Annotated in this window: 21 protein-coding genes; 10 read left to right on the plus strand and 11 right to left on the minus strand. The window is 59.4% G+C overall.

Annotated elements, in window-relative coordinates:
* Window positions 1–32 precede the first annotated feature (32 nt).
* The gene (locus HCK86_RS15860) at window positions 33–875 is read left to right on the plus strand and encodes a helix-turn-helix transcriptional regulator (RefSeq protein WP_176085457.1); all 843 of its coding nucleotides are present in this window, start codon (window positions 33–35) and stop codon (window positions 873–875) included.
* Here the strand turns inward: HCK86_RS15860 and HCK86_RS15865 are convergent.
* The gene (locus tag HCK86_RS15865; protein WP_176085458.1) at window positions 787–2,901 is read right to left on the minus strand and encodes an FUSC family protein; all 2,115 of its coding nucleotides are present in this window, start codon (window positions 2,899–2,901) and stop codon (window positions 787–789) included. The two genes, HCK86_RS15860 and HCK86_RS15865, sit on opposite strands and share 89 nt — an antisense overlap.
* Before the next feature lie 487 nt (window positions 2,902–3,388).
* On the opposite strand from HCK86_RS15865, the gene HCK86_RS15870 reads away from it, so the two are divergent.
* Together HCK86_RS15870 and HCK86_RS15875 are read left to right on the plus strand one after the other, a co-directional pair.
* Window positions 3,389–5,245 (plus strand): ABC transporter ATP-binding protein, encoded by a 1,857-nt coding sequence (locus tag HCK86_RS15870; RefSeq protein WP_176085459.1) that lies wholly within the window; start codon window positions 3,389–3,391, stop codon window positions 5,243–5,245.
* Window positions 5,246–5,329: 84 nt separating this feature from the next.
* Window positions 5,330–7,198, plus strand: coding sequence for an ABC transporter ATP-binding protein (locus HCK86_RS15875; RefSeq protein WP_176085460.1), 1,869 nt, complete (start codon window positions 5,330–5,332; stop codon window positions 7,196–7,198).
* A 5-nt stretch (window positions 7,199–7,203) separates the two neighbouring features.
* Here HCK86_RS15875 and HCK86_RS15880 read toward each other — a convergent pair whose 3' ends face one another.
* Entirely contained in the window at window positions 7,204–8,151 is a 948-nt protein-coding gene (locus tag HCK86_RS15880; RefSeq protein ID WP_176085461.1) for an endonuclease/exonuclease/phosphatase family protein, read from the minus strand.
* 274 nt (window positions 8,152–8,425) lie between these two features.
* Between HCK86_RS15880 and petA the strand changes: the two genes are divergently transcribed.
* The 4 genes from petA to HCK86_RS15900 all read left to right on the plus strand — a co-directional run bounded on the left by petA (window position 8,426) and on the right by HCK86_RS15900 (window position 11,827).
* Window positions 8,426–8,989, plus strand: a complete 564-nt coding sequence (gene petA / locus HCK86_RS15885; protein WP_176085568.1) for a ubiquinol-cytochrome c reductase iron-sulfur subunit — start codon at window positions 8,426–8,428, stop codon at window positions 8,987–8,989.
* Window positions 8,990–9,000: 11 nt separating this feature from the next.
* Window positions 9,001–10,281: a cytochrome b N-terminal domain-containing protein gene (locus tag HCK86_RS15890; RefSeq protein WP_176085462.1), complete on the plus strand. Its 1,281-nt coding sequence runs from the start codon at window positions 9,001–9,003 to the stop codon at window positions 10,279–10,281.
* Window positions 10,282–10,293: 12 nt separating this feature from the next.
* Window positions 10,294–11,148: a cytochrome c1 gene (locus HCK86_RS15895; RefSeq protein WP_176085463.1), complete on the plus strand. Its 855-nt coding sequence runs from the start codon at window positions 10,294–10,296 to the stop codon at window positions 11,146–11,148.
* Window positions 11,149–11,287: 139 nt separating this feature from the next.
* Window positions 11,288–11,827: an adenine phosphoribosyltransferase gene (locus tag HCK86_RS15900; RefSeq protein WP_141148500.1), complete on the plus strand. Its 540-nt coding sequence runs from the start codon at window positions 11,288–11,290 to the stop codon at window positions 11,825–11,827.
* A 43-nt stretch (window positions 11,828–11,870) separates the two neighbouring features.
* Here HCK86_RS15900 and HCK86_RS15905 read toward each other — a convergent pair whose 3' ends face one another.
* Both HCK86_RS15905 and ychF read right to left on the minus strand, forming a co-directional pair.
* The gene (locus HCK86_RS15905; RefSeq protein WP_176085464.1) at window positions 11,871–12,353 is read right to left on the minus strand and encodes a glutathione peroxidase; all 483 of its coding nucleotides are present in this window, start codon (window positions 12,351–12,353) and stop codon (window positions 11,871–11,873) included.
* Between the two features lie 79 nt (window positions 12,354–12,432).
* Window positions 12,433–13,536, minus strand: a complete 1,104-nt coding sequence (ychF, locus tag HCK86_RS15910; protein WP_176085465.1) for a redox-regulated ATPase YchF — start codon at window positions 13,534–13,536, stop codon at window positions 12,433–12,435.
* A gap of 216 nt (window positions 13,537–13,752) precedes the next feature.
* On the opposite strand from ychF, the gene clpS reads away from it, so the two are divergent.
* Entirely contained in the window at window positions 13,753–14,064 is a 312-nt protein-coding gene (gene clpS / locus HCK86_RS15915; RefSeq protein ID WP_176085466.1) for an ATP-dependent Clp protease adapter ClpS, read from the plus strand.
* 6 nt (window positions 14,065–14,070) lie between these two features.
* Here the strand turns inward: clpS and pth are convergent, their stop codons facing one another.
* The 3 genes from pth to HCK86_RS15930 all read right to left on the minus strand — a co-directional run bounded on the left by pth (window position 14,071) and on the right by HCK86_RS15930 (window position 18,147).
* Window positions 14,071–14,793: an aminoacyl-tRNA hydrolase gene (gene pth / locus HCK86_RS15920; RefSeq protein ID WP_176085467.1), complete on the minus strand. Its 723-nt coding sequence runs from the start codon at window positions 14,791–14,793 to the stop codon at window positions 14,071–14,073.
* A gap of 68 nt (window positions 14,794–14,861) precedes the next feature.
* A complete protein-coding gene (locus HCK86_RS15925; RefSeq protein WP_176085468.1) occupies window positions 14,862–17,237 on the minus strand; it encodes a GGDEF and EAL domain-containing protein in 2,376 nt (791 codons plus the stop codon).
* 292 nt (window positions 17,238–17,529) lie between these two features.
* Window positions 17,530–18,147, minus strand: a complete 618-nt coding sequence (locus HCK86_RS15930; RefSeq protein WP_176085469.1) for a 50S ribosomal protein L25/general stress protein Ctc — start codon at window positions 18,145–18,147, stop codon at window positions 17,530–17,532.
* A gap of 142 nt (window positions 18,148–18,289) precedes the next feature.
* Here HCK86_RS15930 and HCK86_RS15935 point away from each other — a divergent pair, with 142 nt between their 5' ends.
* Together HCK86_RS15935 and HCK86_RS15940 are read left to right on the plus strand one after the other, a co-directional pair.
* Window positions 18,290–18,493, plus strand: coding sequence for a hypothetical protein (locus HCK86_RS15935; protein ID WP_176085470.1), 204 nt, complete (start codon window positions 18,290–18,292; stop codon window positions 18,491–18,493).
* Entirely contained in the window at window positions 18,490–20,517 is a 2,028-nt protein-coding gene (locus tag HCK86_RS15940) for an EAL domain-containing protein (protein WP_176085471.1), read from the plus strand. Before HCK86_RS15935 ends, HCK86_RS15940 begins: the two co-directional genes overlap by 4 nt.
* A gap of 305 nt (window positions 20,518–20,822) precedes the next feature.
* Here HCK86_RS15940 and HCK86_RS15945 read toward each other — a convergent pair whose 3' ends face one another.
* The 4 genes from HCK86_RS15945 to pgeF all read right to left on the minus strand — a co-directional run bounded on the left by HCK86_RS15945 (window position 20,823) and on the right by pgeF (window position 24,945).
* Entirely contained in the window at window positions 20,823–21,755 is a 933-nt protein-coding gene (locus HCK86_RS15945; RefSeq protein WP_176085472.1) for a ribose-phosphate pyrophosphokinase, read from the minus strand.
* A gap of 146 nt (window positions 21,756–21,901) precedes the next feature.
* Entirely contained in the window at window positions 21,902–22,774 is an 873-nt protein-coding gene (locus tag HCK86_RS15950; protein WP_176085473.1) for a hypothetical protein, read from the minus strand.
* A gap of 218 nt (window positions 22,775–22,992) precedes the next feature.
* A complete protein-coding gene (locus HCK86_RS15955; protein ID WP_176085474.1) occupies window positions 22,993–24,144 on the minus strand; it encodes a Xaa-Pro peptidase family protein in 1,152 nt (383 codons plus the stop codon).
* The gene (gene pgeF, locus HCK86_RS15960) at window positions 24,145–24,945 is read right to left on the minus strand and encodes a peptidoglycan editing factor PgeF (protein WP_176085475.1); all 801 of its coding nucleotides are present in this window, start codon (window positions 24,943–24,945) and stop codon (window positions 24,145–24,147) included.
* Window positions 24,946–24,985 lie beyond the last annotated feature (40 nt).

Consider the following 24,985-nt stretch of genomic DNA (forward strand, 5'->3'; position numbering starts at 1 on the left):
TTCATGCGCAGGCATTGCGGAATAGAGACATCATGACAACTGATATCGCCAATCCGTCAGATTTAAGCCCGGAGGCGCCGGGCTGGCTTGTCGATCCTGCCCGGCCGCTGCTGTTTCGCGCGGGGCGGTGGAATGCGGGCGATATCGGACGCGCACCGCATTCGCATCCGCGCGGACAATTGCTGTGGGCGCAGGAGGGCGTGCTGACCGTGCGTTCCTGCGGAGCGCAATGGCTGGTGCCGCCAAGCCATGCAGTGTGGATTGATGGCGATGTCCGCCACTCCGTGGCGATGCAGACCAGCGCGACGACCTGTTTCATCTATGTCGATCCATCGGTTGAAATTTCCGGGCGCGGCCGTTGTGAGGTGCTGCATATGAGTGCGCTGATGAAAGCGCTGATCCTGAGATTTCGTGCATTGAGCGATGCGTCCGGTGAGGCTGCAAGGCTTACGCATCTTTCCGCCGTTATCCTTGATGAACTGGCGGCACTGGAGGCAGCACCGCTCAGCCTGCCTGCCGGCAGTGATCCGCGGCTCAGGCGGGTAACGGCGCGCCTGCTGGAAAATCCCGAGGACAATACGCCGCTTGCCGCGCTTGCGCCTTTTGCCGGCGCTTCCACCCGCACGCTGGAGCGGCTCTTCGTGGCCGAGACGGGCTTACGCTTTTGCGAATGGCGAACGCGGCTGAAGCTGATGGAGGCCGTCAACGATCTCGGTCAGGGCAAGAGCAGCGCCGCGATTGCCGCGCGGCTCGGCTATCGGAGCGCCAGTGCCTTCTCGGCCGCCTTCAGGCGTCAGTTCGGTCGGCCACCGCAGTCTTTTCTGGAACGCGTTGACGATAACCGAACCACCGGCGCCCTGCGCGCTGAGGCCTGATTGGCCGGTCCTTGCGCGCGGCGCGATTGGCTTCTGCCAGTTCGCAGAGCCGGGCGATTTCCGATTCCACCTCGGCGAAGCTGTCCTGACGGCGATTGGCCCGTGTTGCCGTGACCAGCGCGCGCGGATGGCCTTCGGGATCGGCAAGCGCCAGAAGTGCGGCCCGCGCATCCTCAAGGCGGACCTCTTCGGGGGGCGGATCGTCAAGCGTGCGGTCTTCGGCATAGGCGGTGATCCGGTCACACAGGCGCTCGGCGCCGGCAACGGCGGGAAACCACGCCGCCGCCTCGCGGCCTGCGGGAGGCGGTTCGGCAATGAAGCGCTGCAACTGGGTGCGAAGGTCGGAGAGCCTGCGCAGCGCCAGCCATTCGGCATCGGAAAGGGCCCGGTGAAATGCCGGCAGCCCGTCTCGGCTCGGCACGGGAGCGGTTGCTGCATCCAGATAGGCGCCGACGCTGGTCAGGGCGGTGGCAAAGATTTCATTGAGCTTTCGTCCCTGCGAGCGCGGCCAGATCATGTAGCCGAAGATCAGTGCGATGGCCGAGCCGAGCACGGTGTCGACGAGGCGCTGCAATCCGTAACTGGCCGAATGGCCTGGCACGACCACATCAATCATCAAGAGAATGATCGGGGTGATGAAGGTGACCATGAGCGCATAGGATCTGAGACCTGCAAAAGGCAGGATGGCGCAGAGCGCGGCAATGCAGATGATCTGCGGATAGCCTGCTGGCACGAAGAAGGCGATCGTCGTTCCGAGCAGGACGCCGAGCACGGTGCCGATCGAGCGATGGATGGCGCGAACGAAGACCGAGCCGAAGTCCGGTTTCAGCACGATGGCGACCGTCATCGGCAGCCAGTAGGAATGATCGCCGCTTTTGAAATGACCGGCGATCACGGCAATGCCGATGCAAAGGGCCAGCTTGGCGGCGGAGATGACGACTTCGCGGCCAAGGATGAGCCGGCGGGCAAATCTTGCGGCAATGCGGGTGGAAATCAGTGGTGTGCGGATTTCTTGCCGTGGCTCTGCGGCGACCGGCTCCGCGCGGGAAGACCAGATGGCCTCGACAAGCCGCTCCGTCGCGCGCATCAGCTCTCCGATTTCGCGTGGCGCTGGACCGGGATGGCGCACCGGCGTCACCGGCGGTGGTGGCGGTTCGCGCTGATCTTTCTCGACCGCATCGGCGATCAGCTGCAGCCAGCTGGCAACCCGGCGAAGTTCGGGAACTGTCGCCCGTCCTGCAATGATGACCATGTTCAGATGGTTGGCAAGGCTGACCATTTCGGCGGCATGCAGCACATAACGGGTGCGCGCGCGGCTGTGGCTGCGCTTCTCGATCAGCGAGGAATAGGCAGTCTTGGTGATGTCGGTCACACCGCGGCGCGCCGCCACCAGTTCCCGCCTTGCGCGGTAGGAGGACTGTGTCTCCATCACCCGCGCAACCGCGAGCGCATGCTCTGCAATATGGTCGAAGATGCGGGCAAGCGTCCTGCGCTCGGGCCGGTCGCGGTCCATCAGCGCACCGATCCCCAAAAGCAGGCAGACAAAGCCGGCCCCGCTCAGAAATTCCAGGAAGGTCCGGTAAATCGAACCCTCTGCCGGCACGGCCGTGACGACGACCGCCAGCACCAGCATGTTCATGGCGCCGGTTGAAAAGGCGGCTCCGTAGCCGCTGATCAGGCCGGAAAGGAAAGCGATCAGAACCAGAAGGGCGAGGGTGAGATAGCCGTGACCGGCAATCTGCGGTCCGATCAGGCAGCCGGAAAGGCCGACAAGTGTTGAGATTGCGATCTGGCGGAAGCGTTCTCGATACGGATCGAGCCGGACGGCAACCGCGGTCAGAAAGCCGCCAAGCGCGACATAAAGGGCGCCTTCTGTCTGCCCGGCCATCAGACCGAGGAAAAGCGGCATGCTTGTCGCGATGGCAAGGCGGAGTGCATGGCGCCAGGGCCGGTAAGCGGCGGGCGCGACCAGTGCCAGACTGCGAACCCAGGCAGCGGGGCGGAGCGTGAGATTGCGAAGCGGCATCAAGGTCTCGTTACGGTTTTTGAGCGCAGGGCTCACGCATGGTTCCCGACATATTCTAGCGGCGATTGGATCGATGCGACAGGGTGCATTTCATCAGCATTCATCGCTTTCACAGTTTAAATACCTGAAAATGAAGCATTTTTATGCCATTAGTTGCGAAATTGGCACAGCGGTTGTAAATGACGGCTTTGCTTTGCCCCGTTGCTATGCAAATCGATCTGAATCGGTTATGAACACAATCGTCTTTTCTCTAACGAACGCAGGAGGCATCGGAATGAGTAATATCTACCCAGCTGTGATGCTCGGCGTTCTGCCCGTACGGGCCGCCTGATCTACCGGGCTTTTTTCATTTCACTTCCCGAAATTTTTCTTTTGTCCTGACGCGGGATCGACATGCCCGTGTCTCTGCTTTCCGGGTCGGCTGGCGCCTTTCTGTGCCTTTTGCGTCCGCGATTTTTGCCGAAAGCAGGTCGAACGGAGTTTTGTCATGTTTGGCTGGTTTGAACAGCGCTTGAATGCTTATCCTCAAGAGGAGCCGGACACGCCGCCCAACGGCCTGTTCAAGTTCCTGTGGCATTATTCGAAGCCGGCAATGCCGTGGCTGATTGCCATGTCGATCAGTTCGGCGATCATTGCCGTCGGCGAAGTTATCCTGTTCCAGTTTCTGGGCGATATCGTCAACTGGCTGTCGACGGCAGACCGGGCAACCTTCCTGCAATCGGAGTGGCCGCGTCTTGCCGGCATGGCGGCGCTGGTGCTGTTGATCCTGCCGGCGGTCGTCATCTTCGATTCGCTGGTCATGCATCAGACCCTGCTCGGAAACTTTCCGATGATCGCACGCTGGCAGATGCACCGCTATCTGCTGCGGCACGGCATGAACTTCTTCGCCAACGAGTTTGCTGGCCGGGTTTCGACCAAGGTCATGCAAACCTCGCTGGCGGTGCGCGAAACGGTGATGAAGGCGCTGGACGTGTTCGTCTATGTCTTCACCTTCTTCGTCACCATGCTGGTGGTCGTCGGATCTGCGGACTGGCGCATGCTGCTGCCGCTGATGCTGTGGATTTCGGTCTATATCGGGCTGATTGCCTTCTTCGTGCCGCGTCTGAAAAAGATCTCGGCCGATCAGGCGGATGCGCGCTCGATGATGACGGGCCGGATCGTCGACAGCTACACCAATATCGCCACGGTGAAGCTGTTCTCGCATGCCGGCCGCGAGGCGGTCTATGCCAAGGAAAGCATGGATGGCTTTCTCGATACGGTCTATCGGCAGATGCGGCGGATCACCCAGTTCCAGGCGCTGGTTTATATGAACAACGCCATGGCCCTGTTTCTGATTGCCGGGCTTGGCATAGGCCTGTGGATCGGCGGTCATATCGCGGTCGGCGCGATCGCGGTAGCCATCGGCCTTGCCATGCGCATCAACGGCATGTCGCAGTGGATCATGTGGGAAGTCTCGGCCCTGTTCGAGAATATCGGCACGGTCTATGACGGCATGGGGATGATGACCAAGACGCACGAAGTCGTCGACGCTGACGATGCAAAGGCGCTGACGGTCGAAAAGGGCGGGATCGTCTATGACGATGTCACCTTCAACTACGGGCGGAAGAAGGGCGTGGTCGAAAACCTCACCCTGCAAATCCGTTCCGGCGAGAAGGTTGGTCTGGTCGGCCGTTCCGGTGCGGGCAAGACCACGTTGATGAACATGCTACTGCGCTTTTATGATCTGGAGGGCGGCCGCATTCTCATCGATGGTCAGAATGTCGCGACGGTAACGCAGGAAAGCCTCAGGGCCAATATCGGTGTGGTGACGCAGGATACCTCGCTGCTGCATCGCTCGATCCGTGACAACATCGCCTATTCGCATCCCGAAGCCAGCGATGAGGCGGTGATTGCGGCAGCCAAGCGCGCCAATGCATGGGACTTCATTCAGGGGCTCTCCGACATGAGAGGGCGCACCGGTCTTGATGCCCATGTCGGTGAGCGTGGCGTGAAACTGTCGGGCGGCCAGCGCCAGCGCATTGCGATTGCAAGGGTGTTCCTCAAGGATGCGCCGATCCTGATCCTGGACGAGGCGACTTCGGCGCTTGATTCCGAGGTCGAGGCCGCAATTCAGGAAAGCCTGTTCGGGCTGATGGAGGGAAAGACGGTGATTGCGATTGCGCATCGGCTTTCGACCCTGACCGAGATGGACCGGCTGATCGTGCTCGACAAGGGAAAGATCGTCGAGACCGGCACGCATCAGGTCCTGTCGCATGGCAGCGGCATCTATGCCGATCTGTGGCGGCGCCAGTCGGGCGGGTTCCTGGCCGATGAGCCTGCAGCAGCAGAGACTGCCGCCGAATAAAAACGTGAAAGCCGGGTTCCCGAGGGGGCCCGGCTTTCATTCTTTTCATTTTACCTCATTTGCATTTTGATATATGCGGTTGTCATGTTTTTTCGCGCCATTTCACGTATTTTCGAAAACTGGATCGATCCCTTTGCGGAGCGGCCCGCTGCCATGCCGCCAATGGGGCTGAGGGCCTTCATTCTTTATCACGTGCGTCAGGGCAAATGGCCCTTTATCGCCATGCTGGTCATCGGTGGCGGTGTTGCGCTGATGGAGACGGCATCCTTCTGGTTCATGGGCGTGCTGATCGATTTCCTCGGCGATACGCCGCGTGAATCTGGCTGGAGCGGGCTGATTGCCGATCATGGCTGGGCGCTCTTCGGCATGGCCTTTGCCATGGTGGTGCTGCGCTTCCTCTTCACATCGCTGCAGACGCTTCTGGAAGAGCAGACACTGGTCTGTGGCTTCGTCAATCTGGTGCGCTGGCAGAATTATCGCTATGTGGCGCGCCAGTCGCTGGATTTCTTCCAGAATGATTTTGCCGGACGCATCGTCACCAAGGTGACGCAGGCTGGCCAGGCGATCGGCGACCTGATGTCGGCGCTGCTGCAGGTCGTGTGGTTCATGGTCATCTACACGGTTTCGACCCTCATTCTGATGGCCGGGCTGAACTGGCGCTTTGCCGCGCTGATTGTCGTGTGGATCGGGGTCTTTGCGCTGCTGGCCTGGTATTTCATTCCGAAGATCCGCGAGAATGCCAAAGAGCTGGCCGAGGCCAATTCGGTGATGACGGGGCGGATGGTCGATTCCTATTCGAACATTCTGACGCTGAAGCTGTTCGGTCGCGACAGCATGAATGATGATTACATGCGCGGCGGTTTCGAGCGGCTCCTGGATCGCGCCCGCCGCTTCACCCGGCTGATCACGGGCGTTCGCTCATCGCTCTCGCTGCTTTCCGGTATCATGATCACCCTGATTGCAGGGCTCTCCGTTCAATACTGGTTCGCCGGCACGCTGACGTCCGGCGAGGTCGCCTTCACCATCGGTCTGGCATTGCGTCTCAGCATGCTGCTCGGGCGGATGATGATGCAGATGAACGGCATCATGCGCTCGCTCGGCACCGTGCAGAATTCCGCCGAGCTGATTGCCCAGCCGATCCGCCTGGTCGATCAGCCTGCTGCGGCAACGCTTGAGGTGAAAAGCCCGGCTGTCTCCTTCGAAAATGTCAGCTTTTCCTATGGCGCCGCCAAAGGCCGGCCTGTCATCCGCAATCTCTCGCTTGATATCGCGCCGGGGGAAAAGGTGGGCATTGTCGGGCGTTCGGGGGCCGGAAAGTCGACGCTCGTCAATCTGCTTCTGCGTTTCTACGACCTTGAGTCCGGCCGGATCCTGATCGACGGTCAGGACATTGCCGCCGTGACGCAGGAAAGCCTGCGCGCGCGGATCGGCATGGTGACACAGGATACCGCCCTTCTGCACCGGGCGATCCGCGACAATATCAGCTTTGGCCAGGGCGATGCCGAAGAGGATGATCTCTGGCAGGCCGCAGCGCGTGCGGAGGCCGACGACTTCATCGCCACGCTGGAGGATCAGCGCGGCCGCAAGGGCTTTGATGCCTTTGTCGGCGAGCGCGGTGTCAAGCTTTCCGGCGGCCAGCGCCAGCGCATCGCCATTGCCCGTGTGATGCTGAAGGATGCGCCGATCCTGGTGCTGGATGAGGCGACATCGGCGCTCGATTCCGAGGTCGAGGCTGCGATTCAGTCCAATCTTCTGCGCCTGATGGAAGGCAAGACCGTGCTCGCCATCGCTCACCGGCTATCGACCATTGCCGCCCTCGACCGTCTTGTGGTCATGGACAGGGGCGAGATCGTCGAAATGGGAAGCCACGAGGAACTGCTGCGGGCTGGCGGCATTTATGCCGGGCTCTGGGCGCGTCAGTCCGGCGGCTTCCTGCCGGAAGCCGCTGAATAGAGACGTCAGTTCCCGCCGGGCTTTTGGCTCTCAACGGAGATGTCGGCCATCAGGCCGTAATGATTTGATCCGAAATTGTCTTCGATCCGGTGAATGCTGTCGATATGGGCAGGCGGGCGCACCAGAATATGATCGATGGCGAGGCCAAGGGACGGCGCCGAGATGGGCCATGTCCGGGGTTCATGCGCTGCTGTATGCAGGCCCAGTTGCTTGAGGAATGTCTGGACATCGCCTGCGAGGATGGACGAGTTGAAATCGCCGGCAAGAATGAGCGGGCCTTCAATCGTGCTGACGAGCTGTGCGGCGTCACGCAGTTCCTCCGCGTGGGCGTCGTCATAATAGGGCTTCGTCAGATGCAGGGCGACCACGCTCACCGAGCTGCCACCACCAAGGTCGATTTTTGCCTGCATATAGCGATGGTCCCTGATGCCGCCAACCGACCTTACCTTGCCCTCCAGTAACGGGTGACGGGAGAGGATCATCAGATCGCAGGTCTTCGTTTTTTCGCCGCAGCCGAGCCTGTAGGGATAGGTCTCGGCAAGCTCCGGTATGCGCGCGGCAACGGCATCCGATTCCAGAATGAAGGCGACATCGGCCTGCGCTGAGCGCAGAAAGGCGGAGATTTCTGCGCCATTGGTGTTCGCATTGAAAATGTTGAACTCGATGACCTTGAGCTTGTGTGGCGCGGCGGCAATGGTTGCCGGCTGTTCGACGCGTGCGCTGATGAGGTTCAGATAGATCAGCATCGCAAGCGAAGCGACGAGCGGCAGCAGCGAATAGGGCCACTGGCCGGTGAGCACAAGCAAAAGCGACACGAGGATGGCGAAGACCGCCAGATGAAGCCGCATGCCGCCAATGAAGGAAAAGAACCAGGAACTCGAAAAAATCGGGATGATGCAAAGAACGATGGCAGACAGCGCCGCGGCGCTGAGAAGTGTCGAGATTGCTTTCAAATCAATGTTCCGCAGAAGGTGAACGGGGAAGCTTTATCAAAAAAGAGGCAAAGTCAGCCGGGCAAAATGAACGGCCTGCAATTTGGTGACAATAACTGCTTCTTCCTGGAGGCGCAAATACGACCAAGGCTGGACATCAAACAGTATCGCGCTTAAAACTTTAGGATCATAACAGAAGCCGGTCGCGCTTCCGTCGGGGGACCGACCTGGGAGAGGGGGCGCCAAACGGTGTCAGGCACTGGCGGATGGAGGGTTTGCTGTGCAGGAAGAACAAGTGCCGTCGGATGCCTCCGGCGAGCCTACCCGGCGTGATTTCCTTTTTTTGACGACAGGCGTTGCTGCCGCCGTTGGCGGCGTTGCTGCGGCCTGGCCTTTCATTGACCAGATGCGTCCGGATGCCTCGACACTGGCGCTCTCTGTGGTCGAGGTCGATGTGTCCAGCCTCGAGCCCGGCATGTCGCTAACCGTGAAGTGGCGCGGCAAACCCGTCTTTGTCCGCAACCGCACGGAAAAGGAGATTGACGAGGCCAAGGCCGTGTCGCTTGCCGATCTCAAGGACCCGGTGGCGCGCAATGCCAATCTGGCCGCTGACGCCACGGCCACCGATATTGATCGCTCGGCGGGCGACGGCAAGGAAAACTGGATCGTCATGATCGGCTCCTGCACCCATCTTGGCTGTATCCCGATCGGCCAGTCCGGTGATTTCGGCGGCTGGTTCTGTCCCTGCCATGGTTCGCATTACGATACGGCCGGGCGAATCCGCAAGGGACCCGCACCGCAGAACCTGGCGGTGCCGGTCTTCACGTTTTCATCCGACACAGTGATCCGGATTGGCTGAGGGGACAACCGATGAGTGATCATTCGACCTATGTGCCGAAAAGCGGTATCTCCCGATGGATTGACAGCCGCCTGCCGCTGCCACGCCTCGTGCATGACAGTTTCGTTTCCTATCCGGTGCCGCGCAATCTCAACTATGCCTACACCTTCGGCGCCATGCTATCGGTCATGCTGGTGGTGCAGATCGCCACGGGCGTGGTGCTGGCAATGCATTACACCGCCTCGACCGACGGCGCTTTTCTCTCGGTCGAGAAGATGATGCGCGATGTGAATTATGGTTGGCTGCTGCGCTATATGCATTCCAACGGCGCCTCCTTCTTCTTCGTCGCCGTCTACCTGCATATTGCGCGCGGGCTCTATTACGGTTCCTACAAGGCCCCGCGTGAGATCCTGTGGATCCTTGGCGTGGTCATCTACCTGCTGATGATGGCCACCGGTTTCATGGGCTATGTGCTGCCCTGGGGGCAGATGTCGTTCTGGGGCGCAACCGTGATCACCGGCTTTTTCACCGCCTTTCCGCTGGTTGGCGACTGGATCCAGCAATTGTTGCTCGGCGGTTTCGCCGTCGGCCAGCCGACGCTGTCGCGCTTCTTCGCGCTTCACTATCTGCTGCCCTTCATGATTGCCGGCGTGGTGATCCTGCATATCTGGGCGCTGCATGTGACCGGGCAGACCAATCCGACCGGTGTCGAGGTCAAGTCGAAGAGCGATACGGTGCCCTTCACCCCTTATGCCACGCTGAAGGATGCGCTTGGCGTGACGGTTTTCCTGATCGTCTATGCCTGGTTCGTCTTCTACCTGCCGAATTTCCTTGGCCATCCCGACAACTATATCCCCGCCGATGCGATGAAGACGCCGTCGCATATCGTTCCGGAATGGTACTATCTGCCCTTCTACGCGATGCTGCGGGCCATCACCTTCAATATCGGGCCGATCGATTCCAAGCTTGGCGGCGTGCTGGTGATGTTCGGGTCGATCCTGATCCTGTTCTTCCTGCCCTGGCTGGATACGTCAAAGGTGCGCTCGGCCGCCTACCGGCCGTGGTTCAAGCTGTTTTTCTGGCTGTTCGTTGCCAATGCGCTGATGCTTGGCTGGCTTGGCTCACAGACCGCTGAAGGCATTTATGTGACCATGTCGCAGTTCGGAACGCTCTATTATTTCGGCTTTTTCCTGGTGATCATGCCGGTTCTGGGGATCGTGGAAAAGCCGACGCGCATACCCAATTCGATCACCGAATCGGTGCTGGAAGACGCTGAACGGCGCGCAGCCCGAACCAAGACAACTGGGGCCTGAAGGGAGCGGATGATGAAAAAGCTTGTCGCACGTCTGCTTCTTGCCGGTCTTCTGGTTCCCGTCTGTCTCGGCACCGCCTTTGGCGCCGAAGAGGGGGAGGGCGGTACGCCGCATTTCCCGCTCAAGCATCCGCCGTCGCAGAACTGGAGTTTTTCCGGTCCTCTCGGTACCTATGATCGCGGACAGCTGCAACGCGGCCTGAAGGTCTACAAGGATGTCTGCTCTGCCTGCCATTCGCTCAATCTGGTTGCCTTCCGCAATCTGACCGATCTCGGCTATTCCGAAGAGCAGGTGAAGGCGCTTGCTGCCGAATACGAAGTGCAGGATGGGCCGGACAATGACGGCAACATGTATATGCGCCCGGCCGTGCCATCCGATTATTTTCCCGCACCCTTTGCCAATACCGAGCAGGCGGCCGCCTCCAACGGTGGTGCGGCCCCGCCGGATCTTTCGCTGATGGCGAAGGCGCGCGGGATCAATCGTGGTTTTCCGACCTTCATCTTCGACATGTTCACCCAATATCAGGAAGGCGGGCCGGATTATATTCATGCGCTGCTGACCGGCTTCCAGGATCCTCCGGCAGGGGTGGAGGTGCCGTCCGGTTCCTATTACAACCCCTATTTCGCCAATGCCGCCACCCTTGCCATGGCGCCGCCGCTTTCCGACGGGATCGTTACCTATGATGACGGAACGCCGGAAACAGTGGATCAATATGCCAAGGACGTATCGGCCTTTCTGATGTGGACGGCGGAGCCCAAGCTGGAGGCCCGCAAGCAGACGGGGCTTGTGGTGATGGTGTTCCTGGTCATCCTCACGCTACTGGTCTACCTCACCAAAAAAGCGGTCTATGCCGGCAAGGATCATTGATTTTTACGTCGCAAACGTGAACAAAAGAAGCGTTTGCCGCCGTCGTCGTCGCGGCATGCGACCTGCCGCGACACCGGTGCTGCCGGTTGCCCCGCGAACGGGTCGGCAGAATAGTGGATACTGAAAGGAATTCTGGCATATGAGCGCCAAATATGAGCTGGCTGATTCAATTCGGTCGATCCCCGACTACCCCAAGCCCGGCATTATCTTCCGTGACATAACCACGCTTCTGGGTGATGCCCGCGCGTTCCGCCGGGCGGTCGACGAACTTGTTCAGCCCTATGTCGGCATGAAGATCGACAAGGTCGCCGGTATTGAGGCCCGCGGTTTCATTCTCGGTGGCGCACTGGCCCATCAGCTCTCAGCTGGCTTCATTCCGATCCGCAAGAAGGGCAAGCTTCCCGACAAGACGGTGAGCATGACCTACAGCCTGGAATATGGCGAAGACGAAATGGAAATGCATGTCGACGCGATCAAGCCGGGCGAGAAGGTCATTCTCGTCGACGATCTGATCGCCACCGGCGGCACTGCCGAGGGTGCGGTGAAGCTGTTGCGCCAGATCGGCGCCGAGATCGTCTCGGCCTGCTTCATCATCGATCTCGTCGATCTTCCCGGCCGCAAGAAGCTTGAAGCCATGGATGTCGAAGTGCGTTCGCTGGTGCAGTTCGAAGGCCACTGAATGAAACGGGCGGCGCCAGGCCGCCCGGATATTGTCTGGCGGTTCAGGCGGCAAGAGCCGCCTTTATATCGTCTTCAATCTCTTCCGGCTTGACGGTCGGGGCGTAACGTTTCACCGGTTCGCCATCCCTGCCCACCAGGAACTTGGTAAAGTTCCACTTGATCATACCCGATCCCAGAAAGCCGGGCTTGTCCTTCTTCAGATAGGCGTAGAGCGGGTGGGCTTTGTCGCCATTGACATCGATCTTGGAAAACATCGGGAAATCGACGTCGAAGCTGGTCTTGCAGAAGTCAGCGATCTCTTTGTCGCTGCCCGGCTCCTGGCCGCCAAACTGGTTGCAGGGAAATCCGAGAACGACAAGACCCTGATCGTTATATTGGCGATAGAGTGCTTCCAGACCCTCATATTGCGGGGTGAAGCCGCAGCCGCTGGCCGTGTTGACGATCAGGAGGACCTTGCCCTCATAGGCGCTGAGGCTGATCGTCTCGCCGGTGATGCCCACTGCCTCGAAATCATAGACGCTCATATCTGCCTCGCATGTGTTATTGCTGTGAGGCTCAATGTGCGTCGGATGCCGCCCCCGTTCAAGGGGCGGCAGGCCTCGTTCACGTGTTGAAGCGGAAATGGATCACGTCGCCGTCATGGACGACATATTCCTTGCCTTCGTCGCGTGCCTTGCCCGCTTCCTTGGCGCCGGTTTCGCCCTTGCAGGCGACATAGTCGTCATAGGCGATGGTGAAGGCGCGGATGAAGCCGCGTTCAAAATCGGTGTGGATGACGCCTGCGGCCTGCGGAGCCTTGGTTCCGCGACGGATCGTCCAGGCACGGGTTTCCTTCGGGCCGACGGTGAAATAGGTGATCAGATCGAGAAGCTTGTAGCCTGCGCGTATCAGGCGGTCGAGACCGGCCTCTTCCAGGCCGAGCTCGGAGAGGAACATCTCGGCTTCTTCGGCATCGAGCTGGGCCACTTCGGCTTCGATGGCGGCGGAGATGATGACCGTCTCGGCAGACTGCTTGTCCGCCATTTCGGCAACCGCTCTGGTGTGTTCATTGCCCGTGGTGGCGTCAGCTTCGGCGACATTCAGGACATAAAGCACCGGCTTGGATGTCAGCAGGTTGAGCCCCTTGAGAATCTTGATGTCTTCCGGATCAAGCGTGGCATTGAGGCTGCGGACCGGCTTGCCGTCCTGGAGAAGTGCAAGCGAGGCTTCCATGACCGGCAGATTGGCCAGCGCTTCCTTGTCCTTGCCGGTGGCGCGTTTGCGGGTCTGGTCGACACGGCGCTCCAGGCTTTCGAGATCGGCCAGCATCAGTTCGGTCTCGATCGTGTCGGCATCGGCGACTGGATCGATCCGGCCCTCGACATGGGTGATGTCATCGTCCTCGAAACAGCGCAGCACATGAACGACAGCGTCGACTTCGCGGATATTGGCCAGGAACTGGTTTCCGAGCCCTTCGCCCTTGGAAGCACCACGCACCAGGCCGGCGATGTCGACAAAGGAGATGCGGGTCGGAATGATTTCCTTCGAACCGGCAATTCTCGCCAATTCGGTCATGCGTGCGTCAGGAACCGCAACTTCACCGGTATTGGGCTCGATGGTACAGAAAGGGTAATTGGCAGCCTGCGCCGCAGCTGTTTTTGTCAGCGCATTGAAGAGGGTCGACTTGCCGACATTGGGAAGGCCGACGATACCGCATTTGAAGCCCATGGGAATGTCTCGCAGTTAATTCAAAAGGTCTGGTTGGTGGCTATGGGCGATGTTGACGGTCAAGGTCAAGGCTTGATCGCCTTTCGCTGGCTTTTCCGGGCCGCATCTTGCAAGAATGATGGCAAAAGCGCACAATGCAGCCGTTGCCTTTTGTCAATTTGCCGTGCAAAGACGGGGCGCTTTCAGTTCTTCAATTTCATCGAGCAGGCACCGGTCATGAGCAATCAGGGTACCGATCTCAAGAGCGCGACCAAGACCGCGCCGAAGATTCAGCGTCCGCGATTATACAAGGTCATTCTCGTCAACGACGATTATACGCCGCGCGAGTTTGTCATCGTCGTGTTGAAATCCGTGTTCCGCACGAGTGAGGATCAGGGTTATCGTATCATGATGACCGCGCATCAGAAGGGAAGCTGCGTTGTTGCGGTCTATGCGCGCGATATTGCCGAGACCAAGGCAAAGGAAGCCGTGGACCTTGCCAGGGAACTGGGCTTTCCGTTGATGTTCACCACGGAACCGGAAGAGTGATCGGGTTCAGTCTTCCTTCTTTTCGCCCAGCAGCTTTTTCAGCATGTCGGCCATCGGCCCCGATACCGGCGCCTTCTTTTGCCGGTGGTCGCGCGCCTTGTGGATATGCGACTGGGCCTTTTTCGCGACAGGCTGCGGTGCGGGTGCTGCCGGTCGTGATGGCGCACTGCCAGATAGCGCCAGCTTGTTCATGAATTGTGACTCTTCGCCGCGCACCAGCATGGCGGCATTGGCGGCAAGCGCGTCCAACAGCGCCTCAAGCCATTCGCGGTCGGCCTTGGCGAAATCACCGAGGACATGGCCATGCACGCGTTCCTTGGAACCCGGATGGCCAATGCCGAGACGCAGACGCCGGTAATCCGCGCCGCAATGTGCGTCGATTGAACGGATGCCGTTATGGCCACCGGAGCCGCCGCCGGTCTTGATCCGCGCCTTTCCGGGAATGAGATCGAGCTCATCATAGATCACGATCAGATCGGCGGTGGTGAGCTTGTAGAAGCGCAATGCCTCGCCGACCGCTTCACCTGAAGCATTCATATAGGTCTGCGGCTTGATCAGCAGCACTTTCTCGCCGGCCAATGTGCCTTCGCTGATCAGTCCCTTGAATTTCTTCGACCAGGGGGAGAAACCGTTTTTGTCGGCGATCGCATCAACGGCCATGAAGCCGATATTGTGGCGGTTGCCTGCATATTGCCCACCGGGATTGCCGAGACCTGCAATGATGATCATGTGATGATATCCTTTCGCAACTGGCCTCTTGGCGCCTAATGCGGGCAGCTGTCAAGCGCAAGCGGTGATCAGTCGCGCCGGACAATGCCGTCTGGCGCCTCGCGCTCAAGGAAGAGCAGCGTATCGGCCAGTGACATGGGGCGGGCATAGAGGAAGCCCTGCGCATATTGGATGCCGATGCGGCGGGCGAGGGCGGCCTGTTCCGCGGTTTCCACCCCCTCGGCAATCATATGACATTCCATTTTCTGCGAGATTGCCGCAATGCCTTCAATCAGCCGTTGGCTCCGCGCCCCGATCTGAGGGTCGGGATCGGTGCTGGCAGAGGTGAAGGACTTGTCGATCTTGATGACGTCGACGTGAAAGCGGTTGAGATAGGAGAGCGACGAAAAGCCGGTGCCGAAATCGTCAAGTGCGATGATGCAGCCTTCGGTGCGAAGCTGTTCCAGCGCAGACCTGACGGAGGGGCGGTCTTCCAGAAAGACGGCTTCGGTGATTTCAATTGTCAGCGTTTCGGGCGCGACGCCGCTTTCCCTGAGCTTTTCGCTGACAAATTCCGCAGTTTCCGCCGTCAATTGCAGGGGGGAGAAATTGACGGCGATCCGACACTGTCCCGGGTGCAGTTTTGCCGCGATCATCGGAAAGCGGGCCAGCGCCTTTTCAAGGATCTGGCGGCCGATGTCATCGATCAGCAACGTTTCTTCCGCCACTTCGACGAAACTTGCCGGTGAGAGAACACCCTTCTGTGGATGACGCAGCCGCATCAATGCTTCAAAGCCGATGATCCTGCCGCTATCGAGGGCAACGATCGGCTGGAAAAAGGGCTCGAACCAGCTATTGGCGAGGCCGTCGGCGATATCGATTTCGATCATCGCCCGTTCACGCGCCCGTTGCAGCATGTTGGGGTGGAAGAAGCTCAGCCCGTCGCGGCCAAGCCGTTTCTGCTGATACATGGCCAGATCTGCCCGGCGCAGGAGCTCGCGCCGCGTCAGCGCGTCGTTCGGATAAAGTGCAATGCCGATGCTGACGGAGGTGGAGACCATGATGTCACCGGCGGCAAAGTCTTCGTCACAGGCGCTGAGGATCTGCATCGCCGTCCGCCGGGCATCGTCAATTGCGTCCTTGCCGGCGATGACGATGGCGAATTCGTCGCCGCCAAGGCGCGCCGCCAGTCGGGCCCGCGCAAAAATCGGCTCCATGCGGGCACAAAAGGCGCGCAGAAGTTCGTCCCCGGTGGAGTGGCCGTAGCTGTCATTGACGCTCTTGAAGCGATCGAGATCGATATAGAGGCACGCCAGCCGCGTCGTATGGTCGGCATTGGTGATGGCATGGTCCAGCCCTTCTTCGAAGCCGACGCGATTGAGAAGTCCCGTCAGATAATCGGTCACGGCCTGATGTTCTATCCGTGCCTCGGAGCGGCGCAGCTCGGTGATGTCGGTCATGACACTGAGCATTTCGACGCCGCCATTGATGGTCGAGACGGCGGTTTCGACGATGAGAACATCCAGAATATCGCCATTCGCCTTGATCAGTCGCAGCGTCGTATTCTGTGCCGGTTCACCGATCCTGTAGTCCGTCAGGCGCTGGCTGCAGATATCGCGATCTGCCTCGACCACGAATTCGCTAAAGGCGCGTCCGATCACGGTATTTCGGCGGTAGCCGGTGACAAGCAGCCAGTAATCGCTCACCGCACTGATGGCGCCGCTCATCGTCGAGGAAAACAGCATGGCCGGTGTGAGATTGTAGAGATCGGATGCGCGCCGATGCGCCTGCTGCAGAGCCTGTTCTTCCTGTTCCAGCTTGTCCAGCATGTCATTGAAGCTCTGAGCCAGCATGGCGAATTCGTCGTTGGAGCGCGGCGTCACGCGCTGGCGGTAACCAAGCCGCTGCGTCGCTTCCATGGCCTCGGTCAGCGCCCGCAGGGGACGGATGATCAGACGGCGGTGAACGGCGATCGACGCGGCAAACAGCATCAATATGCCGATCACGAAGCTCAGGAGTGTCAGCAATTCGGTATGGGAGAAGCCGGACAGCAGTCCGGGGCGGTGAAAATACAGTCGGAGGACCCCGATCTCCTCATAGGCCGACAGCGTCTTGTAGACGATCGGACGGGTCACCGACGGCAGATGAAGAACATCCTCTCCCGCTCCCGGTGCTGACAGCCTGACGGCCACCGAGCCGACCTTGCCGGAGATTTCCACCCGGGCGATATCTGGCTCGGAAAGAATGCGCTGTGCGATGGCTTCAACACTTGGACGGTCAAAATCCCAGACGGGCTTTGCCAGAGCAAGAACGTTCATTTCAGCCAGGCTGGCCAGCCGGTTGGCGCTCTGTTCACGCGCGCGCTGCATGGAAATGATGGTCAGGCCGCCGAGCAGCAGCAGCAAAACAACAGCGAGCACGATGCTCACGACGTTTCTGAAGCGGTTTTCGATCGAACGGATCATCTATCACCGGCTGACATGCGACCAGACCAGGAGCATCATGCCGCAGTGCACCCAAGTCATTACAAAGCAATCATGGTAGTGTTTGCCGGTAAAAGGCAAGCGAAGCACCACAATATTTTTGCCTGTAAGTTTATTTTAGGAAATACCGAAAATTTGAGCGCGCATCCGGAGCACAAGGTGTGTATTCACGGTTGCATATTCTGGAGCGTAAACATCAGGATACGCGGCCAAAACAAAAAGCCGCATGCCCTTGAGCATGCGGCTTCGTCGAAAAGAACAGGCTCTAGAGCACTTATTCTTCAGTTTCACCTTCAGCGTCGTCGGCTTCAGCGGCAACACCGCCGGCCGGAGCTGCGATGGTGGCGATGGTGAAATCGCGATCGGTGATGACCGGGGTCACATTGGCCGGCAGGGTGACGGCAGAAATGTGAACCGATTCGCCGGCCTTGACCTTGGCGAGGTCAACGGTGATCGAATCCGGGATCGCGGTGGCCGGGCAGTGCAGCTCGACTTCGTGACGAACGACGTTCAGAACGCCGCCGACCTTGATGCCGGGGCAGATTTCTTCGTTGATGAAGTGAACCGGAACAGCAACGGTGACCAGGCTCTTTTCAGAGACGCGCAGGAAATCGACGTGAACGACGAAATCGCGGACCGGGTCAAGCTGGTAGTCCTTCGGCAGAACCTGATAGGTTTCCTTGCCGACTTCAACCGACATCATCGAGGTCATGAAGCCGCCGCCGAAGATGCGCTTGGTGATCTCGTTGGTGGAGATGGCGATCGAGACAGGGGCCTGCTTGTCGCCGTAGATTACTGCAGGTGTAAGGCCATTGCGGCGCAGTTCGCGGGAGGACCCCTTACCAACCCGATCGCGCGCTTCGGCCTTGAGCACGTAGATTTCCTTGCTCATGGCAATTCCTTTCAGAGTGTATAGCGGAGTGTTTTGCGACCTTGTCGAAGACGGAGCCTCAAAACGGAAGTACAAGACTCCCATCCGCGCTGCCTCCAAGGGTGTCTGCACGGACGCTGCTGCTATAATCCAGAAGGGGGAAATGTCAAGCTCGGACGAAGAAACGTCTGGAATCGGACTGTCATTTATGCGATTTTTTACAGTGCAGATGAACAAAACAGTGAAAAAAACAATGAATGCTCTGCCGAAACTGCCTGAACAGGGCTGTGAGCGAGGCATGGATCCAGCTTCAGGATGCGTCGCGGTGCCCATTTTATCCATTATTCTGTATCGAGGTGCTGAATGACGGCCCTTGTGACCAGTCTTGTGGTACAGCATTCTCATGTCACTATTCTGATCGCGCTCGCGGTTGTTCTCACGGGCGGGTTTCTGACCATGTGCCTGATGGGACGCCTGCGCGGTTCGAGCGGAAGCCAGTTTGCCATCTGGCTCTTCCTTGCCGGCTTTGTCGGCGGCATGACCGCCTGGTCCACCCATTTCATCGCTATGCTCGGCTATATCGTCGACGTGCATCATGCCTATGATCGGGTGCTGACATTTCTGTCGCTGGCGATTGCGATCTGCACGACAGTCCTGGCGATATCGATCGCATTTGCAGCCCGCGGCAGCGCACTTGTCGAAGCGGCGGGCATTATATTCGGCTTTGGCGTCGCGCTGATGCATTTTGTCGGAATGCGCGGCTTTAAGGTGGCTGGCTATCTGGAATGGTCCGTGTCCAGCATCGTCTGGGCTCTGATCATGGGAAGCCTGTTTGGCGCTCTTTGCTTCTCGGTCTGCATGCGCGCCAAGATGAGGCGTCCGGAATGGCTCGCAGCGGTTCTTTTCGGCCTGTCGATTTTCTGCGTCCATTTTATCAGCATGGCTGGCCTCAAGATTATTCCGGCAGAGGGGATCGTGCTGTCGGGGGCAGATCTGCCGGCCAGGACCATGGTTTTCGTCACGCTGCAGGTGACATCGATTGTCCTTGTTCTGGGCGTCTCCATTCTGATTCTCGACAGCAAGACCCGGGAAGGGTTCGATGAACGGGTTCTTCAGGCAGGAGCGCGCGATGTCCTGACCGGTCTTTCCAACCGCGTCGGCTTCAATGAACATTTCTCGGAGTTGTTTGAACGCGCGCGGACGCGGCATCGGCAACTGGCGGTGATCCATCTTGATATCTCCCGCTTCAAGCAGATCAATGATGTCCACGGTCATCTTGCCGGTGACTATGTGCTGCGCGTGATAACGTCACGGCTGCTATCCTGTCTCGGCAATTCCGATTTTCTCGCCCGTGTCGGCAGTGATGAATTCGCGATTGTGATCGAGGCCTATAATTACCGCAGCGATGCCTTGCGGCTGATGCGGCGTGTGGGGACCGAGATTGACAAGCCGATCGAGTGGAGCGGCACTCAGATCCGTGTCGACTTCCGGGCCGGGATTGCCGTCTTCCCTTCCGATGGCATCGAGCCGGATGAACTGATTGCCCGCGCGGACGCTGCCCTTCTTCGGGCAAAGCGTTCGACCAGTGAGCGCAGTATGTTTTACGATGCACGGCAGGACCACCATGAGCGCCGCCGCAATGCACTTGCCTTTGACATGCGCCGGTCGCTGCAGGAGGGGGAGTTTGAGCTTTTCTATCAGCAGCAACACCTGACCAGCGACCGGTCCATTTTCGGTTTTGAGGTCCTGCTGCGCTGGTTCCACAAGGAACTCGGTTTCGTGCCGCCGGATGAGTTCATTCCGATTGCCGAACAGACCGGCTTTATCCTGGAGCTCGGCGAATGGGTGTTGCGCGAGGCCTGCCTGAACGCGGTCAGCTGGAAGAAACCCTATCAGATCGGGGTGAATGTCGCGCCGCTGCAGCTTGCCGATGACCGGTTGCCTGCCAAGGTGAAGGCCATCCTGGAGGAAAGCGGCCTGCCGCCGCGGCGTCTGGAACTGGAAATCACCGAGACCGGCATTATCGCCGACTATAACCGCGCCTTGGCGGTGATCACGCAGCTCAAGCAGCTTGGGGTCAAGGTGGCGATGGATGATTTCGGCACCGGCAACTCGTCGCTCCGAACCCTGCAGCAATTCCCCTTCGACAAGATCAAGGTGGATCGTTCCTTCGTCTCCGGCCTGCCCGATGATCAGCTGTCAGCGGCAATCGTGCGTTCGACTGTCATCATCGGCGCCAGCCTTGGCATTCGTGTGCTGGCTGAGGGGGTGGAGACCGAGGAGCAGCTGGCCTTTCTGCTTCAGGAGAACTGCATGCGCGCACAGGGCTATCTGTTCGGCAGGCCCAAGCCATTCGACGAAATCAGGTCGCTGGTGATGACCGAAAGCTGACAGCAGGCTGACAGCAACAAGGGCGACGCCTGAAGCGCCGCCCTCAGACTGCTGACAAAGTCGTTCCGATTGCCTGTTCGGGGTGGAATGGCCGCCCCCTCCGTCGTCATCCCCGTGCTCGTCACGGGGATCCGGATTCATAAGACATTGAATAGAAAAGTTCTTTCGCCGCGTGGACGCGCGACGGCTGGATGCCTGTGACCAGCACAGGCATGACGTCGGAAAAGATGGAGAGGGTTGTCAGCAATCTGAGGGCGACGCCTGAAGCGCCGCCCTTGTTGCGAAAAAGACCTCAATGCCTGGCTTCAGTCGAACAGGCTCGATACGGAGCTTTCGTGACTGGTGCGGTTGATCGCTTCGCCGATCAGCGACGCCGTGGTGACGACGCGAATATTCGGCGACGAGATCACATCACCGCGCGGCTGGATCGAATCGGTGATAACCAGTTCCTTGAGGGCGGAATTGGCAATGCGCTGCACCGCGGTTCCGGAGAGAACACCGTGGGTGATATAGGCGGCCACGCTCAGCGCGCCGTTCTTCAGAAGCGCTTCTGCGGCATTGCACAGCGTGCCGCCGGAATCGATGATGTCGTCTATCAGGATGCATTCCTTGCCGGCGACATCGCCGATGATGTTCATGACTTCCGACTCGCCGGGGCGCTCGCGGCGCTTGTCGACGATCGCCAGAAGACAGTCGAGTCGCTTGGCGAGCGCACGGGCGCGGACCACGCCGCCGACATCGGGAGATACGACCATGACATTCTCAAGATTGCGCCGCGCCTTGATATCCCGTGTCAGGATCGGCAGCGCGTAGAGATTGTCGGTCGGAATATCGAAGAAACCCTGGATCTGACCGGCGTGAAGATCGAGCGTCATGACGCGGTTGGCGCCGGCCTGCGTGATCAGATTTGCCACCAGCTTGGCCGAGATCGGCGTGCGGGGACCAGGTTTGCGGTCCTGTCGTGCATAGCCGAAATAGGGAAGGACTGCGGTAATCCTTCGCGCCGAAGACCGACGGAACGCATCAATCATGATGAGCAGTTCCATCAGGTGGTCATTGGTGGGGAATGACGTCGACTGGACAACGAAAACGTCCTCGCCGCGTACATTTTCCTGGATCTCAACGAAAATTTCCTGGTCAGCAAATCGTCTGACGCTGGCCTTCCCCATGGGGACGTTGAGATAGTTGCAGATCGCATCGGCGAGTTGCCGATTCGAATTGCCTGCGAAAACTTTCATTTCAGCTCGCCCATTGCCGTCGTTATGGTCGCCTTTTACCGCTCCCAGATGCGAATGCAAGTCGCTTGAGCGGTACAGTGGTGTTTTTCCGTCGATTTATGACGGAAGGGTGTCATTTCGGTGTCGCGCTTGGGTCTCGCGGAGCATCACCCCTGCGAATCCAGCCAGACCATCAGATCGGCGACGCTCTTCTGACCGATGGTCTCCATGGTCTGGTTCGGAACGGCGCTCCAGGGGTCGCTCGACGTTGTCGGCGGTACCTCCTGCTGGCCCTGAATGCGATGAACGCGCTGGCCCTTGGCATCCATGACATCCCAGACATAGATCACCGCGACGCTGTCATCCTTTTTCACCGCCGAGAAATAGCCCTTGAGGCTGAGATCTGCATTGTCATCGCTCATCGGCTCAATGGTGAGCCCGGCAGCACGTGCCCCTTCACCGAGACGCGAGGAGAGCGGCTGCAGCTTGTCATCCGGCGCTCCGACAATCGGCAGGAATCGGATCGAACTGGCATTGGCAAGCGACGTTGTCTGAGATGCACCGGCTGTGCTGGGGGCCACTGTCTGTGGTGCAGGGGCCGCCGTTGCGACGGGTTGCGGGCTAGACGCCTGGACCTGTTGCGGGGCTTGCGCGGGCTGCTGAACGGATGCGGTCAAGGCCGGCGCCGTTGCCTGGCCGGCCGGCAGGGCCGGCGTGTCGTTTGAAAGACTGGCGGCCTGCGCACCAAATGTGCTTGGCGCCCGGCCAATGCCGGGTGTGTCGTTCAGCGTCGTCGCCGAGGCCGTCGCAGCTGCAGTGACCCCCGCATAGGTCGTTGGCGGGCTTGCCTGCTGATAGGTTTGTTGCTGTGATCCGGTCGATGGTGGCGGCAGGCTCTGGCTGGTGACGCTGTCGTCGGGAACCGTTGCCGCAAGCGGGCTTGTCTGCATCAGTGTCGGCTGACCATTGCCGCCAATAGCCTGCGGCGGGGACTGGCTTACATTCAGTGCATCACTCGTCGTGCATGCCGTGAGTGTCATGGCCAACAATGCAAGGCCCGCAAATTTGCCCGCCACGTTCAATCCCTTGCTTCGTTTCCGCGCGCAGCAGCCGATCGACCGCTGTCGTCTGTCACGCGTATCTGTTTCTTCGATATGTCAGCGATGTGAGAGGCCGACGTCCAAGTCCTTAAACCACTTGTCTTAAAGCTTCCTGATGCAGCCGTGTGATATTGTCAATTCTGCGGCGAAGGGACCGATCAACGGTGGATCATGCTCAGCGGATGGCGTGACAGCGGCCGTGGTGCATTTTCTGTGGTCAGATAGGTTCGACCGAGCGTCATGGCGGTACCGGTATCGGAATCCATGATGATCATATGGACGAAGAGCGACATGCCCGGCGCGATGGCCTGCATATTGCCGGTATGAAACATCTGGTGCTCCATCCATGAGGGGGCAAAGCGGGCGCCCAGCGAATAGCCGCAGGCATTCAGCCGGTGGCGGGAGAGGCTGAAGGCGTCCATGACCTCGGCGTGGCGGTCAAAGACGCTGCCGAAATTATTGCCGGGGCGAAGAATTTCCTCGATCGCCTCGATACACTCATGGCAGGCCCGATAGAGTTCATTGTGCCTGTCGGAAGGCTTGCCGGTCAGAAGGGTCCGCATCGCGGCAACGTGATAGTGGCGGTAGACGCCCGCCCATTCGAGGGTCAGCTGATCATCCTGATCGAGACGGCGGCGGCCGGTTTTGGAGCGGCACAGAAGCGCTGCCTCACCGGAGCCGATGATGAAATCATTGGCAGGCGGATCGCCGCCGCCGGAATAGACGGCGGCGTGCATGGCGGCAAGAATATCGGCCTCACTGCCACCGGCGACGGATAGCGGCAGGGCCGCATCCAGCGCATCATCGCAAAGCGCTGCGGCCCGTTCGATATAGGCGATCTCTGCCGGGCTCTTGATCAGGCGCAGCTGGCTGACAAGATAGGAGGCGTCTTCGAGCTGGCAAAAGGTCTGAAGCTGGCTTTCGATCTGGTTGGCGACACGCCCGGTCATGCCGTGGGTATCGTATTCCACCCCGACCCTGGCGCCCAGCAGGTCGAAGTCCGACATCAGCTCCTTCAGGTCGCGACTCGGGTCGCTCTGCCCGCGATCGACCCAGATGCGGATATCGGCAATGTTGGAGGTCAGCCGCGCCTGCCTCAGATCGGCGGACCGGGTCAGAAGTGCCATGCGGCCATCGGCGGTGACGACAAGGCATTGGAAGAACACGAAGCCGAATGTGTCAAAGCCAGTCAGCCAGTACATGCTTTCCTGGGCGAAGAGCAGGATTGCATCCAGTTTTCGGGCCTTGAGGCCGGCTGTCAGCCGTTCCAGGCGGTCCTGATATTCTTCGCTCGAAAATACCGGTTCCATCTAGTGCTCTCCAAGTGCAATGGCAGAGATCTGCCGGCCATAATCCGGTTCACGCCGATGCGTGGTTCTACGGTAGGAAAATAGTCCGTCCTCATCGCCATAGGTGCAGTGATCCATGATCTCGAAACCGACGCCTGCCGCGCCGAGCTTCTCTCCGACAAAGGCCGGCAGATCGAACATGGCATGGCCCCGGTTGATCGATGGCGAGAAGAAACGGTGATTGTCGGCATTGTGTTCCTTGAATGTCGCGACAAATTCCGGGCCAACTTCATAGGCGGCGCGAGAAATGGCAGGTCCGAGGCAAGCCGTGATGTTGGCGCGGCTGGCGCCCATCTTTTCCATCGCCGCGATGGTTGCTTCCAGAATGCCTGTCACGGCGCCGCGCCAGCCCGAATGTGCCGCCGCGATAACGCCCGCCTCAGGATCGGCAAACAGCACCGGCCCGCAATCGGCCGTCAGTACGCCGAGCACAAGGCCGGGCGTGCGCGTCACCAGCGCGTCGGCTTTCGGCTGGTCGCCGGAAAAGGGCGCGGATACCGTCACCGCATCGGCGGAGTGAACCTGATGAACCGTGACGAGATTTTCGGTCCCGGCACCGAACCATCTGGCAACGCGGCTGCGGTTCTCGTGAACATCCTCGGCCTTGTCCTTGGAGCCGGGGCCGCAATTGAGGCTGGCATAGATACCGGTCGAGACACCGCCCACACGGGAGAAAAAACCATGACGGATGGATGTTCCGGCCGTCTTTTCTGCAAGACGTGAACTTTGCAGGGGAGCCAGATCCGGCGTCCTGTTGAGCATGGCGCGCTTCCTCGTTTCAGGTTTTGATAGCGATGGTGGT

The organism is Martelella sp. HB161492 (genome assembly GCF_013184775.1).
GTDB lineage: Bacteria > Pseudomonadota > Alphaproteobacteria > Rhizobiales > Rhizobiaceae > Martelella.